This is a genomic window from uncultured Maribacter sp. (genome assembly GCF_963975365.1).
Lineage (GTDB): Bacteria > Bacteroidota > Bacteroidia > Flavobacteriales > Flavobacteriaceae > Maribacter.
Genome location: NZ_CAXBGF010000002.1, coordinates 79,069 through 95,626 on the forward strand (window position 1 = coordinate 79,069; position 16,558 = coordinate 95,626).

The window sequence follows — 16,558 nt, forward strand, 5'->3', positions numbered from 1 at the left end:
GTTGAATAAGTTGGTTTAAGTTTGTTGTTATAATAAGGACGTTAGAAAAAAAAGAATGTTGCAAAAATCTTTATTTTTACATCATCTAATTAATTGTTCCCTTTGAAACAAGTTACAATTTCCAATAACTATATAACCCTCATGGTGCTTGATTATGGCGCCACGATACAAAAATTACTGGTAAAAGGTAAGGATGGCAACTATACCAATGTAGTTGTTGGTTTTAATCACCCCAGTAGATATCGTTTAGATGACAATGTACTAGGTGCAAGTGTAGGTCGCTATGCTGGTCGTATTTCTAATGGAGGGTTTGAACTTGACAGGGAAAAATTTTATTTATACCATGAAGATGGAGTCCATTTACACGGTGGAAAAGAAGGTTTTCATCATAAATATTGGACCATTGATGAGGTAAACAAAGACGATAACCCTTCAGTTAAACTTTCTTATAAAAGCAAACATTTAGAAGAAGGTTACCCGGGTAACCTTACTGTAAGTGTTACCTATAAACTAATGAATAATGCATTACAGGTAATTTACGAGGGAACTACGGATAGAAGCACGGTTATTAATCTTACCAATCATTCATATTTTAAACTAGATTCAGACCCATATATAGACGATTATGAATTGCAGTTAAACTGTCCGTATAGACTTGAAATGAATGAGAATTTACTTCCAACGGGAGACATCATTCCTATTAGAAAATCTGAATATGATTTTTTACTGCCAAGAAAAATTGGAGTCCAACGCTTAAATACAGTTTTCATTAAAGATATTGGCAATGAAAAAGTTGCAGAAGTACATTCAAAAACATCTGGTATTTCAATGAAGGTATATACCAATCAACCAGCCGTAGTACTATACACACCTTCAGATTTTCCAGGTATTTGTTTTGAAACACAGAATTATCCTGATGCCCCCAACCAACCAGATTTCCCTAAAAGCGTCTTAAGACCAGGTGATATCTATAATAACATTTCTATCTTTAAATTTGATAGTATAACGCAATAAATAATTAAATTTTCTAGTCTTATAGCAAATGAAAGTATTGATTAAAATCCTCATTGGTATTGCTGTGCTAATAGCTTTTATTTATTTTATTGCTATACCCTATATACATAATGAAGCCAAAAAATTCAGTCCTGAAAAAACAGCTACTTTAGACCTAGAAGGCAGCTTGTTAGAAATATACTATTCGAGTCCGTCAAAAAAAGGTAGAACAATTTTTGGTGAGTTAGTACCTTATGGTAAAATATGGCGAACTGGAGCTAATGAACCTACCACTTTTACCACTACCCAACAAATTAAAATAATCGACAAAACTTTACCAGCAGGAAGATATTCTTTATGGACGATACCTAACAAAGATTCTTGGAAGGTTATTTTTAACACGGAAATACCCGAATGGGGCGTAACCCGTATAGATGGCAACCAAACTACTCATGAATCGAAGCACGACTACTTGACTATTGAAGTACCAGCCAAAAAATTAGTAGAACCAGTAGAGGATTTATCTATTAATTTTGAGGATATAGAAAATAATAATAAGTCTCAAAATCATTTAAGTTTGGCTTGGGATACTACAAAAATTATGGTTCCGATATACAAGTAGTACATTTACAATAGGCTTACCAAAACTCAAGCTGTTTTTTAATGAATATAGCCAACCTTAGCACTACAGAAATAATTGAGGGTATTTTTTCGAACAATATTGCAATTGTCAGCAAGGCTATTACTATTATTGAAAGTACAAAGCCAGAACATCGTATTATCGCTAATAAAATAATTGAAGCCTGTATTTCAAAGAAACATGACACCATTCGAATTGGAATAACCGGTGTGCCAGGCGTTGGCAAAAGCACATTTATAGAGCAATTTGGTAAAATGCTTACTGGTTTAGGTAAAAAAGTAGCGGTGCTTACCGTTGACCCTTCTAGCAGTAGAACAAAGGGTAGTATTCTCGGAGACAAAACTCGAATGCAAGAATTAGTAAAAGATCCTAATGCCTACATTAGACCATCTGCCTCTGGGTCTTCACTTGGCGGTGTTACTAGAAAAACTCGAGAAAGTATTGTTATTCTTGAAGCCGCCGGTTTTGATATTATTCTAATTGAAACGATTGGGGTGGGACAAAGTGAAACAGCCGTACATGGTATGGTAGACTTTTTTTTACTGCTAAAATTAGCAGGTGCCGGGGATGAATTACAGGGTATAAAAAGAGGAATTATAGAAATGGCAGATTCTATTGTCATTAATAAATCTGATGGGAATAATGTACAAAATGCCGCTCAGGCAAAAATGGAATTCGCCAGAGCTTTACATATGTTTCCACCAAAAGAGAATGGCTGGTCTCCTGAAGTGTTAACATGTTCTGCAATAGAAAACAAAGGGTTAGAAGAGATTTGGAAATTAATATTCAACTATTGCCAAACTATGAAAGAAACCGGTTATTTTAACAAAAACCGGCAACAACAAAATGAAAATTGGCTTATTCAATACCTAGAACAAGAACTTTTATCGAAATTCTATCAAAATCCGAAAACAAAAAAGTTATTGCCTTTACTTAAAGAGGAAGTAATGAATGGCAATACTTCACCTTTTTCAGCTGCAGAAAAACTATTAAACATACTTTCAACAAACTAGGTTGAGAAAGATGTAGTAATAATCATGTTCTTCATCTTAACGATAAAAAACATAACTTTGCAGCTATTCCAAAAACAACCTAATGCAACCTGTTACCACTTCCCTACTTTCGGTCGTTGTTCCTTTATATAACGAAGAATATAATGTGGCATTATTGACACAAAAAATCCACGAAAGCTTGGTAGGCTACGATTATCAAATTATATATGTTGATGATTTTTCTAAGGACAACACTAAAAAAGTGGTAAAAGCCCTTAAAGATGATAAGGTTCATCTTATTGAACTTAAGAAAAATTACGGGCAAAGTTTAGCTTTGGCTGCTGGTCTTGATTATGCAGAAGGTGAATATATCATTACCATGGACGGAGATTTGCAAAACGATCCTTCCGATATTCCTGAGATGCTTACCTATGCCGTAAGTGAGGAATACGATGTAGTAACGGGAATACGCCAAAAAAGGAAAGATTCTTTAGTAAAAAAAATACCCTCTAAAATTGCAAATTTTCTGGTACGTCGAATCACCAAATTAGAGATAAAGGATAATGGATGTGCCCTTAAAGTTTTCACTAAGGATATCGCCAAAGATTTAAACCTTTATGGCGAAATGCATAGGTTTATTACCTTATTAGCACATTTAGAAGGCGCACAAATAAAACAAATTCCTGTAAAACACCATGCACGTCACGCAGGCGTTTCAAAATACGGTTTAGAACGCGTATTTAAAGTAGTAGCAGATATGATGCTGCTACTATTTATTCGTAAATACTTTCAACGCCCAATACACCTTTTCGGAATATTCGGATTTTTAATGATTCTTTTGGGTGTATTAATTAACATATATCTCTTTGTCGTAAAACTAGGTTTTGGACAAGATATAGGCACAAGGCCTTTATTGATGTTTGGAATGATGTTTATTCTTGCAGGAATTCAATTGTTCACCATAGGTATTGTTATGGAATTGCTAATACGCACGTATTATGAATCGCAGAAGAAAAGACCGTACCGCATTAAAAAAGTAAGTGTAGGTGGCGAAGTTAAATAAGAAAATAACTACCGGATTAAAAGTACTAATCAGTGCAGTTCTTATATATTTCATCCTTACAAAAATTAATGTTGAAGAAATAAAGGGAATATTAGTAAAGAGTACTCCTATATATTTATTCGGTGCAGCCATTTTATTTATCATTTCAAAGATTATAGCGGCTGTGCGGCTAAATCTTTATTTTCATAATCTCAGTATACCTCTTACCCATAAAAGCAACCTTAAACTATATCTTTTAGGCATGTTTTACAACCTCTTTTTACCAGGTGGTATTGGTGGCGATGCCTACAAAGGCTATATTTTAAAAAAGAGTTTCGAAGTACCTACCAAAAAAATAGTGAGTGTTTTGGTCTTAGACCGTTTAGGAGGATTAATGCTACTTTTAATTTATGCTTGTGCATTATTATCCTTTTTAGATTTAGAAGCCTTAAACGGTTTTCGATGGATGTTCATTTTAGCTATCCCATTATCCATAGTCGTCTTTTGGTTTTTAAACAAAAGATTCTTCAATTATGTGCTTTCCATTTTTTGGAAAACCACCTTCTTATCTGCTTTGGTCCAGTTGGCCCAACTATTAAGTATATGGCTTATTTTGATTGCCCTGAAAATAGAATTGAATCAAATTGCATATCTTATCATTTTCCTTGTTTCATCAATCGTAGCGGTTGTTCCTTTAACTTTAGGGGGCATCGGTAGCCGTGAAGTTACATTTTTTTATGGCGCACAGCTATTAAGACTAGATCAAAATATATCGATTAGTGTAAGTGTATTATTCTTTTTAATTACTGCAATAGTTTCTTTAGCTGGGGTATGGTATCACTTCAAAGGAATAAAACTAGAATCTATAGAAACTTCAAAGCAAGAAGAGACTTTTTAGTAAATATGTAGCAAATGCATCTTACGCGTTACTTTTTTACGGGTATTTGGATTTAAAAATTTACCTTGAAGACGAGTTATTCGAAACTGATCTACAGAAATTTGAGAATCCCAGTCTAGGCCGCTATTCTGTAATATTGACAAATCTTCATCACGAGCATATACCCAAATATCCTTTTTACCCTTTAGTAAATTTGGCGTTGCTATTTGAATAGGATATTGATTATAAAAATCTAAAGACCATGTATAATCTGAACTAACCTTATACACTCTGTCTACAGGAATATTTTTCAGTTTAATGATTTTTGCCATTGAAGATCCACCTTGAAAATCTAATAAATTAGGATAAAAATGCAAATTCAAAACAGCGTTCAATAATAAGGAAGCACAGACAGAGATTGTTATTAATCGTTGATAAACACCCTCTCGTTTTAATGCATAGAAGATAATAATTACCGCAGCGATCATAAGAAAGATATAAGCCACTATACTCTTTAATTCAAATACATAAAAACAAATTAAAGCAGAGGCAATGAATACCACACCAAGTATAAAGTATTGACCTTTCATCAGTAATCGTGTAGCTTTCTCCCTATTTAATTGGTTTAAATTATAGAGATAAGATGCCGTTAAAACGGCAAACAAAGGAATGGTAATATTTAGATAGTGTGGTAATTTAAATTGTGCAAAACTAATAACTGTAAATATTAAAGTTATTCCCCCTAAGGTTAATACTTCAAACTTGGCGTTGTACTTAAATTTAAGCTTAATAAGCCTTTTTGCCTTAGCGTAATAGGCAGTAATTCCAAGAATGGTCCAAGGAAGAAATACCCATAAAAAAGTATGGAAAAAGAAGAAAAAGTCACTACTATTTTTCCCTATTCCTTCTCCACTAAGTCGTTCAAAACTTTGTTCCCAAAAAATAAAGAATATGCCACTACGGTTATCCTTTCCACGAATTACTTTTTCTGGATGCAAATCGAATTGAAGATAATAAGCATATAGCATAGGGCTGATGGTCATTCCAAAAACTAATAATGCCACTAATACCTTCCAATTCAAAAATGCTTTCCATTTACCCGTATACAAAAGATGGCACAAAATGGGCAAACCAATAACCAATAAAGAAATCTGCCCTTTAGTAGAGAATGCTATACCTGCTGCAAAGGCTCCTATTATAATTCCTTTTAAAGAACCTTTTTCAATATACTTGGTTAGTTGCCAAATCGCCAAAATACTAAAACCTGTCAATACCGCATCGGTACGTACATCTATCGCTCCCAAAACTATTGTTTGGGCGGTCATAAAGATTAAAGCTGATAATTTACCAACATGTTTACCATACAATAAATTTCCTAATCCGTAACAACTGTATGCAGCAAGCAATGTGGCCAAAATACCAGGTATTCTGTATGCCCAATCATATAAACCAAATATTTTATAGGATAAAGCGGCAAGCCAATAATGCATATGTGGTTTATCCAAATACTCTTCTGGACCTTTAAATAAGCTAAAAAAATCATTTTCTTGAACCATTCGCATGGCCATTACCGAAAACTGTGCAGAATCATTCTCAAACAACGTAACAAACATACCTGCCACGTAAACCAAGAATATCAAAACAATTAAAAACCAGTACCTTAGATTAGATATCATAGGGAGAATTTGCGAAGTGCAAATATAAATAACTTTACAAACAACCAGCCGAACAACGAACCTATTACCGCACCAGTAATAATATCTAGTGGAAAGTGAACACCAAGGTAAATTCGACTATACGCAACCAATGCAGCCCATAAGACTAGAAAGACACCAATATATTTTATGGTTGACTTTAAAATACTACCAAAAAACACTGCGATAGCAAACGCATTAGCGGCGTGTGCTGAGAAATAGCCATACTGCCCCCCACAATAACTTTTAACCAAACGCATTACAGGTACTATTTCGGGATCATGACAAGGTCTTAATCTGGCAACACCATACTTAAAAAAATTACTTAATTGGTCAGTAACAGTAATTAACAAGGCAACAGAAATTAATAAAACCAAAGTTCTTTTGAGTCCGAATTTTTGATACGACAGTATAAGAAGAAATATATACAATGGCACAGCACTTAACTTATGAGATATAAATTGAAATAAATTATCCCATTGAGGTGTTCCCAAACCGTTGAGGTATAAAAAAAAATCTTTGTCTAGTTGTAATAACTCTTGAAGCATATTACTTAATCTTCGTATCTAGAGACCTCCCTATCATAGAAAGCAGTGGCAGCCATTATTAAGTTTTCTGCCTCCTCTTCCAATTCCTTTTCGTCTTCTTTAGAAAATTCTTCAAGCCATTCTACCTCGTCATTTTCAAGATTTATAATAAATCTTGGAAACTCGGTATGAACAACAAATATTGCGGTTGGATAATCAGTATTGTCACCCAGTAAAAATTTTGGAAACTCCATAAAAAATGTACTATATAAGTTGAAATTTAACTGCGGATTTAGGTATCGAAACCATTAAGCCGCAATCAGTTTTTTTGTTAAATAATTAAATCGAAGATACAACATAATGGCCGATGCTGTTAAACCCGTTAGCAAACCAATCCAAATACCTGTGCTTTTCAAATCTGTGTAAAGACACAAGTAAAAACTTACAGGAAAACCTATTAACCAATAAGAAATAAAGGTAATAACCGTTGGTATTTTTACATCTTGCAATCCTCGTAATGCCCCAAGCACTACTACTTGAATTCCATCTGAAATCTGAAAAAACGCAGCCACCAATAATAACTCGGCCGCAATAACTATTACCTCAGTATTATCAGTAATGTTGGCTATATCATTTATATCTAAATATAAAGAAGGGAACCAAAACCTACATAATAAGAAAAGTATGGCAAAGAAAATTTCCAATAAAAAAGTGAGTAAAAATATGGACTGAGCAATACGCCTTAGCTCCGTAAAATTAGTCATGCCCTTTTGGTTTCCAACTCTTATCATTGCTGCTATTCCTAGCCCCATGCCAAACATAAAGGTCATACTACTTAAGTTCAAGGCAATTTGGTTGGCTGCTTGTGCATTTTTACCTAAAACGCCGCTTAACCATACTGCGGCGGTAAAAATCCCAACTTCAAAAAACATTTGTAATGATGAAGGAAATCCCAATTCAATAATTTTCTTCATCACCCTTTTCTCAATTTTCGCAAAATTGAAACCGGTTACGTAGTATTTGAATTTTTCTTTTCTCTTAAGAATAAGCCATAAATAAAATACCATAATAATCCTTGACACTAAAGTGCCAATTGCAGCCCCTACTATACCCATTTCTGGAAAACCAAAATTTCCAAATATTAAAAGATAGTTCAATATAATATTGATTATGTTGGCAATAATAGTCGCATACATAGGGTATTTAGTTTGCGACAATCCCTCTGAAAATTGTTTAAATGCTTGAAAAATTATCAGTGGAACCAATGAAAAAGCAACCAAATCTAAATACGGTAAAGCTAACGTTACAACCTCAACCGGTTGATTCATTATATGCATTATTGGTTTCGCAAGTAAAATCAGTCCGAATAGTGTCAAGCCCAAAACAGTACATAACACCAAACCATGCTTCAAAGCACTTTTAGCATCTTTTTTATTACTAGCACCATCTGCCTCTGCAACCAACGGTGTTATTGCGGTAGAAAAACCTATTCCCAAGGACATGGCTATAAACACAAAACTATTACCCAATGACACCGCAGCTAATTCAGCCGTTCCTAATTGACCAACCATTATATTATCTGCTAATTGCACGAAAGTATGCCCCAGCATTCCTAGAATAACCGGAACGGAAAGCTTAATATTATATTTAAATTCTTTGGTGAATTTTTGTAACAAACCTTTATCTCAAATTTTGACAAAGGTACTTCTAATTAGCCTATTTCAACTTAGAGAAAACTGTATTATATTATTGAAAATCTATGTGAATAAATTCTTTTGCTTCATTTCAAATAAAATTATCTCCATAAATAACCACAATATTATTGGGCCCTTTGATAAGATATTTTCCCTATTGAAAGACACAAAAAACTCTAGAAATAAACAGACCTACAAGATTATTCATCTCCAATTTCATCTTAATAAGTAAGATTACTTTCATGAATTATAGCTAAACAATTTTTCAAAGCAATGTACTATTTGTATATAATAAAACGTTATTCATATTGTATTAACACTACAAGACCATTAACTATTAGTAGCATGAGTGACACACCATTAGTTTGGATAATCGACGATGACGATATTTCAAAATATGTAATGAAGAGGAACCTTAGGCAACTTTCGGTAACAAATGTTATTGAATTTCCAGATTCCGTTCAGCCCTTAAAAATTCTTATTGAAAATTTTGATTCAACAAATGAATTACCAGACATAATTCTTTTAGACCTGAACATGCCCATTCTAAATGGGTTTCAATTTATGGAAGAATTCAAAATCGCAAATGAAAAAATAAAAAAGGACATAAAAATCTATATGCTGACTTCTTCATTGAGCTCAGAGGATGTAGATCGTGCAAAATCATTTCCCGAAATTTCAGAATATTTCATTAAACCGATTACTCTTAGAAATTTATCGAGAATTGTCGATAAAATTTTATAGGAATAATATTATTCTTTAGTCTTAGCTTCGTTCCAAAATACATCCATTTCTTTTAAGGTCATATCCTGTAAATCCTTTCCGATTTGTTTTGCGTTTTTCTCTAAAAACTGAAAACGCTTAATGAACTTTTTATTGGTTCTTTCGAGAGCATTTTCTGGATTAACACCTAAGAATCTTGCATAATTAATCATTGAGAAAAGTACATCTCCGAATTCCGATTCAATTTTATCGACTTCCCCAGATGCTACCTCTACTTGTAATTCAGCTAACTCTTCTTGTACTTTTTCGAATACCTGCTCTGGTTTTTCCCAATCAAAACCTACCCCTGCAACTTTGTCCTGTATTCTATTTGCCTTAACCAGTGCCGGCAAGCTTCGTGGCACACCTTCCAATACACTTTTTTTACCTTCTTTTAGCTTTATCTGTTCCCAATTACGTTTCACTTCTTCGGCATCGGCTACCTTTACATCGTCATAAATATGCGGGTGTCTATTGATTAATTTATCGCATATGGCATTTGCTACGTCAGCAATATCAAAGTCTTTAGTCTCAGAACCAATTTTAGCATAAAACATAATATGAAGAAGCACATCCCCTAATTCCATCTTCACCTCGTTCAAATCATTATCCAATATAGCATCTCCCAACTCGTAGGTTTCTTCTATGGTTAAATGGCGAAGCGACTGCATTGTTTGCTTTTTATCCCAAGGACACTGCTCGCGCAATTCGTCCATGATAGTTAATAATCTATCAAGTGCATTTAATTGGTCTTTTCTGCTATTCATTGGTAAAGTTTTTACAAAAATAAGTATCCCATGTATGACCGACTAAAATTCCTGTTTAGTTTTTGTACATTTAAAATCTTAAAGACTACATTCTTTTAGAACTAAAAGCCAACCCTTATGAAGACGCGAAGAAATTTCCTTAAACAATCAAGTCTATTCGGTGCTGCAACACTGATAATGCCACAGTTTAGTTATGCTAAACCTAAAAAATCATCTTTTGGCGTTCAACTATATTCTTTTAGAGATAGTATGTTAGAGAATCCTAAGAAAACGTTAGAACAGATTGCTAGTTTAGGTTTTAAAGAAATTGAAAGTGCAGGTTCAGCAAAAGGATATTACTACGGTCTTACACCTTCAGAAATGGGACAAACCTGTAAAGATTTAGGCATGAAAATTACAAGCGGCCATGTACGACTCGATGATAAATTTGAAAAAACTATGGAAGATGCCGTTGCCTCAGGCCAAAAGTATCTTATTTGTTCTTCAATGCCATCGGATGGACAAACCGTTGATAATTATAAAAATGTAGCCGAGCAATTTAATGTTGCTGGGGAAGCGTGCAAGAAATTAGGCTTAAAATTTGGATATCACAACCATGAATATGAATTTGATTCTGAAAATGGACAAATTCTTTACGATGTGTTAATGAACAACACTCAAGATGATTTGGTTCATATGGAATTGGATCTTGGCTGGGTTGTCGTTGCTGGTAAAGATCCAATTTCTTACTTTAAGAAATACCCAGGCAGATTTCCTTTGTGGCACTTAAAAGATATGGATATGAAGAAAAAGGAAAGCACTGAATTTGGTAAAGGAGCTCTAGACATAGCGTTAATGCTAAAAAATAAAGAACTTTCTGGCGTAGAACATATTTACATAGAACAAGAAGAATATGCTAGAACACCTATTGAAAGCATGAAATACAATATGGAATATCTTAAGAAGATTTAGTACCGACTATGAAAACGACCAATCAATTTATCACCACTATTATCTGTTCAATTTCAATAATTTCTTGTAAATCTCAATCAGTAGATTTAGTTGCAGAAGGTGCAGAATTAATTCAAATTTCAAACGAGTATAGTTTTACAGAAGGTCCTGCATCAGATAAAAATGGAAATGTATTTTTTACTGACCAACCGAACAATAAAATAATAAAATGGAATCCAATAGATAACTCATTAACTGTTTTCAAAGAGCCAGCAGGTAGATCCAACGGTTTATATTTTGATCATAATGGGAATTTATTGGCAGCAGCAGATGATAAAAATGAACTATGGCGAATTAAATCGAATGGCATGGTAGATACCCTTATCACCAATTACGGGGGTATGAAATTAAATGGCCCAAATGACATTTGGGTAAATACTAAAGGAGGAATCTATTTTACCGACCCCTATTATCAAAGACCTTATTGGGATAGAACTACTGCTGAGATTGAAGAAAAAAATGTGTACTACATTTCACCAGACTTAAAGAATATTACCATTGCTGCAACTGATTTGATACAACCCAATGGGATTATTGGTACACCAGATGGCAAAACACTTTATGTGGCAGATATCGGGGACCAAAAAACCTATTCATATTCCATTCAAAATAATGGAGCATTGACAAACCGCACGTTATTTGCAGATATGGGTTCTGACGGAATGACTATAGATAATGAAGGAAATATATATCTTACTGGAGAAGGTGTAACCGTTTTTAACCCGAAAGGTCAAAAAATATATCATATACCTATTAATGAAGAATGGACCGCGAATATTACATTTGGCGGAAAAAACCAAAACATTTTATTTATAACCGCCAAAGGCTCCATTTATACTTTAAAAATGAATGTTAAAGGAGTTAGATACAACGACTAACCTATTAAAGTAAAAAACCACTATTGTTTTAAAAATCTCCTATTTAAAATACCAGGTAAATCTTCATTTATACTTTCAGTCAATGTTGAGGAGTTAAAAATCATATTAGCAAATTCACTATTATTTAAATTCAAAACATTACTTTGAAATGACCATTTCCCAGTATAGTTTATAGTTCGACCACATCGTATTCCGTAAAGGTCCCCAGTTATACTTGTTATATTCAATTCAATTAAGTTCATTTCCCACGTTCCATCTACATTTACTTTAAGCAATCCTGTTAAACAAGAAAGTTCGTCTAACATATTTACCGAGGCTTTTCCATCTTCATTAGGATCTTGAGCAACACTTAAATTTACGTCCATCAAATTATAAGTACCAATAATCAATGGAGTTTCTTGATTATCGGTACCTCCATCATCTGACGTGCAAGCACCTAAGATTATTATCGAACAAAAAACAAGAACATATTTAAAATTTCTCAAAGTGTATTTGTATTTTATAATCAACAGTGTGAAAGTTAAGCTAATTATTTTTTTGGTGTTTAATTCCCACGCTAATCAAAAAATTACAAAATCAGCGTTGCTAATAAAATCTTTAAAATTCAAATGATTTAGTTAATACATTAGATTAAAAAACATTGAGTTTCACAAATCTAACAAGTGTCTATTATCAATAATGTAACAAATCGTTTTAATTCTTAATTATTCCGCGTTTTTTTTTATCTTAATCCACTTAAACCAACCAAACTATGATTGTATATATTTTTGAATTTATAGGTACTGCTATGTTAATTCTTATAGGAAATGGCATCGTTGCCAACCTAGTGTTAAAAGGAACAAAAGGTAGTGACTCTGGTTGGACAGGTATTTCATTAGCATGGGGCATAGCTGTTTTCATAGGTGTGTTTATGTCTGCCGATGTTAGTGGCGCACATCTTAATCCAGCTGTTTCCATTGGTCTTGCAACCGCAGGTAAATTTTCATGGGCCTTAGTACCTGGTTATATTGTTGCTCAAATACTGGGTGCTATGATGGGTAATCTACTAGTATGGTTAACCTATAAAAAACAATATGAAGCTACAGAAGATACAGATTCTATTTTAGCAACATTCTCAACCTCCCCTGCCATAAAAAGTCCTATTTGGAATTTGGTAACTGAAATTATCGGTGCTTTCGCACTTGTTTTTGGTGTTTTCTATATTGCTAGTGGTACAATGGGTGAAAATGCTGTCTCCTTAGGTTCCTTAGATGCTTTACCGGTTGCTTTATTAGTTATGGGTATAGGATTCGGACTAGGTGGACCCACAGGCTACGCCATTAATCCAGCAAGAGATTTTGGCCCGCGTTTAATGCATTCGATATTACCCATTAAAAACAAAGGTAAAAGCGATTGGGGTTATGCTTGGGTACCCATTTTCGGCCCTATAATAGGTGGGGTATTGGCGGCATTTTTATATAAATTAATTGAATCATTTATTTAAAATAAATAGAATGAAAAATATACTTCTGGTACCCTGTTTACTAGTCTCAATAAATATAATCGCTCAAAGTATTATTGAATTGCCATTCACCCCCATCTCTAGAGTAAAATGGTCAACAGCCGAGAAAGAGTACTTCTCAGACATATGGGATACTCAAGTAATAACCAATGTTTCTGAACCACGATTAGAAGTATATGAAGCTGATCAACCAAACGGCACTAGTGTAATAATTGCGCCTGGAGGTGGACTCTACGGCTTAAGTATAAACAGCGAAGGAAGAGATGTCGCCAAGTGGTTAAATAATAAGGGGATTACCGCTTTTGTATTAAAATATCGCCTGGTACCTACAGGTATTGATGGTGTTAAAGAAATTACAGATGAAAGCAATACCGATCCTACTAAAATTGGCGAAAGGGTATCTCCTGTATTACCTCTTTCGATTGCAGATGGTTTAGCAGCAATTACCTATGTTAGAACCAATGCGAAAAAATTAAAGTTAGACCCTGACAAAATTGGCTTTATGGGTTTCTCGGCTGGTGGTGCAGTAACCATGGGCGTTACATTTAATTACACCGTAGAGAATAGACCGAATTTTATTGTACCCGTTTATCCTTGGATGACCGTAATAGGTGATTATAAAGTTCCAGAAGACGCCCCAGCCATGTTAGTTATTTGTGCTTCTGATGATCCTTTAGGGCTTGCAAAGCCAAGTGCTGACCTTTACTCCGCTTGGTTAACCAATGGAAAAAATGTTGGAATGCATATGTACTCGAAAGGCGGACATGGTTTTGGTATGAAAAAACAGAATCTTGCTTCTGATAATTGGATTTCACAATTTTATAGTTGGGCACTTACTGAAAGTTTAACAAAACCAACAGTCAATTAATCTCATGCAAGATAAAAATCATTATACTACAGAATTAAAAATAAGTAAGCTCTTCCTTTTTTGTTTTTACATAATATTAAGTTTTTACTGTAATGCACAATCAGAAAATAAATTTTCTAATGAGGTCATTGCTATTACCGCAAAATACGACACTATATGGGACACTAATCGCGAAACCATTGTTTTTACAGGAAGTTCAAGTGTGCGATTATGGAAGAATCTAGAGCAGGGTTTTCCAGATCATCAAATTGTAAATTCTGGTTTTGGTGGTTCTGAATCATCTGACTTACTACATTTTTTAAATGATTTGGTTTTAATGTACAACCCAAAAAAAGTGTTTATTTATGAGGGCGATAATGATTTATGGGCAAAAAAAAGACCAAATCAAGTTCTTGATACCGCAGAAGAGATCATCCGTCGAATAAAAGCAAACAACCGCTCAACTCAAATTATATTAATAGCTGCAAAACCAAGTCTTAGAAGATGGGCGATTCGAAGAAAATATAAAAAGTTAAATAGAAAATTCGATCGCCTCGCAAAAAAAGACATTCAAATAGACTTTGTTGATGTTTGGCAACCTATGCTAAATAACAGAAAACCAATGACTGATATTTTTATTGAAGACGGACTGCACATGAACCAAAAAGGTTACAATATTTGGTATGAAGCCATTAAAAATTTAGTAAACAACCCATAATAAAAGACAATGCTTAAGACCCTATGTATTAGAAGCTTATTTTTTGCCGCCATCACCTTGGCCTTAATCGCATGTAGCGAAGTAAAAAAAGAGCGAATTGCCATGCCTACAACTGATTTATCTAAAGTTAGTTTGATTCCAAAACCTTTAAAAACAACACCAACAAATTCAGCGTTTGCATTAGATCAGTTTACCGCTATTTATACTTCAAAAAACGCAACTGGTTTTGAAGAGGTAGGTACCTTTTTGGCAGATAAGCTAAAAAGTAAAACCAACTTAACGATACCTGTAAATTCTGAAGGTGCCAATACAATTGAAAGAGTTATATATATCAACCAAAGCGATAGCATAGAATTAGAATCTCCTGAAGCATATCAACTATATATAAATCAAGATTCAATCATTATAAATGCAAATACAGCTGAAGGAGCTTTCAGGGGTATACAAACTTTAAGACAATTGGTACCGTTTGAAAGTAACGACACTTTGGCTCTACAGAAAATTTGGCCAGTACCTTCGGGTAAGATTGTCGACAATCCTAACTTCGGCTATAGAGGTTCAATGTTAGACGTTGCAAGACATTTCTTTAGTGTTGATGATGTAAAAAAATACATTGACCTATTGGCGTATTATAAAATAAATGTACTGCATTTACATCTAAGTGATGACCAAGGCTGGCGTATAGAAATTAAATCTTGGCCAAAATTAACCGAAGTTGGTGGTAGTACAGAGGTTGGTGGTGAATCTGGTGGTTTTTATACCCAAGAAGATTACAAAGAGATAGTTCGTTATGCCGCTGAGCGATATATGACCATAATACCTGAAATAGATATGCCAGGCCATACAAACGCCGCTTCGGTTTCATACCCGTTCTTAAATGGTAATGGCAAAATACCTAAACTATATGAAGGTATGCATGTTGGCTTTAGCACATTTGACACTCATAAGGATACGGTTTATACTTTTATTGATGATGTGGTTAGAGAAATCTCGGCAATAACACCTGGCCCATATTTTCATGTAGGTGGTGATGAAAGCCATGTGACAAAAAAAAGTGATTATATCTATTTCATTAATAAAGTAGAGAAGATTGTTCAGAAACATGGTAAACGAATGATTGGTTGGGACGAAGTAGCCATTGCCGATGTCGATTCAACTTCTATTTCACAATGGTGGGCAAGCGAAGAAAATGCTAAAAAAGCTGTAGAGAAAGGAATGAAAATTATCGTCTCTCCTGCCAAGAAAGCATATTTAGATATGCAATATGACACCTTATCTAAGTTCGGTTTACACTGGGCCGCTTACATACCTGTTGATACTGCTTATGTATGGACACCAGAAGAATATGGTATACCTGTAGAAAATATTTTAGGTGTAGAAGCGCCACTATGGTCAGAAACAATTAGTAATATAGATGAACTAGAGTACTTAGCATTTCCAAGAATAATTGGCTATTCTGAACTTAGTTGGAGTATTAAAGAAAATAGAAATTGGGAAGATTATAAAGTTAGATTAGCCGATCAGGCTCCATTTCTAGATAGAATGGATGTTAAGTATTATCCCTCTCCTTTAATAGATTGGAAAAAAAGTGATTTCACTTATGAGACAATTAAAAAGGACTAAATTAATTTATGAG

General features: G+C 34.0%; 18 protein-coding genes. 12 read left to right on the forward strand and 6 right to left on the reverse strand.

Features of this window, described 5'->3' with window-relative positions; genetic code table 11:
- Positions 1-102: 102 nt before the first annotated feature.
- The 5 genes from AACZ49_RS03325 to AACZ49_RS03345 all read left to right on the forward strand — a co-directional run bounded on the left by AACZ49_RS03325 (position 103) and on the right by AACZ49_RS03345 (position 4,565).
- Positions 103-1,014, forward strand: coding sequence for an aldose epimerase family protein (locus AACZ49_RS03325; protein WP_339651593.1), 912 nt, complete (start codon positions 103-105; stop codon positions 1,012-1,014).
- Positions 1,015-1,042: 28 nt separating this feature from the next.
- Positions 1,043-1,615, forward strand: a complete 573-nt coding sequence (locus AACZ49_RS03330) for a DUF2911 domain-containing protein (protein ID WP_339651594.1) — start codon at positions 1,043-1,045, stop codon at positions 1,613-1,615.
- 41 nt (positions 1,616-1,656) lie between these two features.
- A complete protein-coding gene (meaB, locus tag AACZ49_RS03335) occupies positions 1,657-2,646 on the forward strand; it encodes a methylmalonyl Co-A mutase-associated GTPase MeaB (RefSeq protein WP_339651595.1) in 990 nt (329 codons plus the stop codon).
- 82 nt (positions 2,647-2,728) lie between these two features.
- On the forward strand, positions 2,729-3,688 hold the full coding sequence (locus AACZ49_RS03340; RefSeq protein WP_339651597.1) for a glycosyltransferase family 2 protein: 960 nt from the start codon (positions 2,729-2,731) through the stop codon (positions 3,686-3,688).
- The gene (locus AACZ49_RS03345; RefSeq protein ID WP_339651599.1) at positions 3,672-4,565 is read left to right on the forward strand and encodes a lysylphosphatidylglycerol synthase transmembrane domain-containing protein; all 894 of its coding nucleotides are present in this window, start codon (positions 3,672-3,674) and stop codon (positions 4,563-4,565) included. The genes AACZ49_RS03340 and AACZ49_RS03345 overlap by 17 nt, the downstream gene beginning before the upstream one ends.
- Here the strand turns inward: AACZ49_RS03345 and AACZ49_RS03350 are convergent.
- The 4 genes from AACZ49_RS03350 to AACZ49_RS03365 are packed head-to-tail and all read right to left on the reverse strand — an operon-like array spanning position 4,562 to position 8,441.
- Positions 4,562-6,220, reverse strand: coding sequence for a glycosyltransferase family 39 protein (locus AACZ49_RS03350; RefSeq protein ID WP_339651600.1), 1,659 nt, complete (start codon positions 6,218-6,220; stop codon positions 4,562-4,564). The two genes, AACZ49_RS03345 and AACZ49_RS03350, sit on opposite strands and share 4 nt — an antisense overlap.
- Positions 6,217-6,786 carry a phosphatase PAP2 family protein gene (locus AACZ49_RS03355; protein ID WP_339651602.1) on the reverse strand — a complete coding sequence of 190 codons (570 nt, stop codon included), beginning with the start codon at positions 6,784-6,786 and terminating at the stop codon, positions 6,217-6,219. Before AACZ49_RS03355 ends, AACZ49_RS03350 begins: the two co-directional genes overlap by 4 nt.
- 5 nt (positions 6,787-6,791) lie before the next feature.
- Positions 6,792-7,019 carry a hypothetical protein gene (locus AACZ49_RS03360; protein WP_339651603.1) on the reverse strand — a complete coding sequence of 76 codons (228 nt, stop codon included), beginning with the start codon at positions 7,017-7,019 and terminating at the stop codon, positions 6,792-6,794.
- Between the two features lie 54 nt (positions 7,020-7,073).
- Entirely contained in the window at positions 7,074-8,441 is a 1,368-nt protein-coding gene (locus AACZ49_RS03365) for an MATE family efflux transporter (protein WP_339651605.1), read from the reverse strand.
- A 363-nt stretch (positions 8,442-8,804) separates the two neighbouring features.
- Here AACZ49_RS03365 and AACZ49_RS03370 point away from each other — a divergent pair, with 363 nt between their 5' ends.
- Entirely contained in the window at positions 8,805-9,203 is a 399-nt protein-coding gene (locus AACZ49_RS03370; protein WP_339651607.1) for a response regulator, read from the forward strand.
- Positions 9,204-9,211: 8 nt separating this feature from the next.
- On the opposite strand, the gene mazG is transcribed toward AACZ49_RS03370, so the two are convergent.
- Positions 9,212-9,988, reverse strand: a complete 777-nt coding sequence (gene mazG / locus AACZ49_RS03375; protein ID WP_339651609.1) for a nucleoside triphosphate pyrophosphohydrolase — start codon at positions 9,986-9,988, stop codon at positions 9,212-9,214.
- Between the two features lie 117 nt (positions 9,989-10,105).
- On the opposite strand from mazG, the gene AACZ49_RS03380 reads away from it, so the two are divergent.
- A complete protein-coding gene (locus tag AACZ49_RS03380) occupies positions 10,106-10,939 on the forward strand; it encodes a sugar phosphate isomerase/epimerase (RefSeq protein WP_339651611.1) in 834 nt (277 codons plus the stop codon).
- Between the two features lie 8 nt (positions 10,940-10,947).
- Entirely contained in the window at positions 10,948-11,856 is a 909-nt protein-coding gene (locus AACZ49_RS03385) for an SMP-30/gluconolactonase/LRE family protein (protein WP_339651614.1), read from the forward strand.
- 20 nt (positions 11,857-11,876) lie between these two features.
- Here AACZ49_RS03385 and AACZ49_RS03390 read toward each other — a convergent pair whose 3' ends face one another.
- Positions 11,877-12,341, reverse strand: coding sequence for a hypothetical protein (locus AACZ49_RS03390; RefSeq protein ID WP_339651617.1), 465 nt, complete (start codon positions 12,339-12,341; stop codon positions 11,877-11,879).
- 266 nt (positions 12,342-12,607) lie between these two features.
- Here AACZ49_RS03390 and AACZ49_RS03395 point away from each other — a divergent pair, with 266 nt between their 5' ends.
- Genes AACZ49_RS03395 through AACZ49_RS03410 form a run of 4 tightly spaced genes read left to right on the forward strand, consistent with a single transcriptional unit; the run spans position 12,608 to position 16,545 of the window.
- On the forward strand, positions 12,608-13,339 hold the full coding sequence (locus AACZ49_RS03395; protein ID WP_339651620.1) for an MIP/aquaporin family protein: 732 nt from the start codon (positions 12,608-12,610) through the stop codon (positions 13,337-13,339).
- 10 nt (positions 13,340-13,349) lie between these two features.
- A complete protein-coding gene (locus tag AACZ49_RS03400) occupies positions 13,350-14,225 on the forward strand; it encodes an alpha/beta hydrolase (RefSeq protein ID WP_339651623.1) in 876 nt (291 codons plus the stop codon).
- A 4-nt stretch (positions 14,226-14,229) separates the two neighbouring features.
- Complete coding sequence (locus AACZ49_RS03405; RefSeq protein WP_339651626.1) at positions 14,230-14,922, forward strand: GDSL-type esterase/lipase family protein; 693 nt, start codon at positions 14,230-14,232, stop codon at positions 14,920-14,922.
- 9 nt (positions 14,923-14,931) lie between these two features.
- The gene (locus tag AACZ49_RS03410; protein WP_339651629.1) at positions 14,932-16,545 is read left to right on the forward strand and encodes a family 20 glycosylhydrolase; all 1,614 of its coding nucleotides are present in this window, start codon (positions 14,932-14,934) and stop codon (positions 16,543-16,545) included.
- Positions 16,546-16,558: the final 13 nt, after the last annotated feature.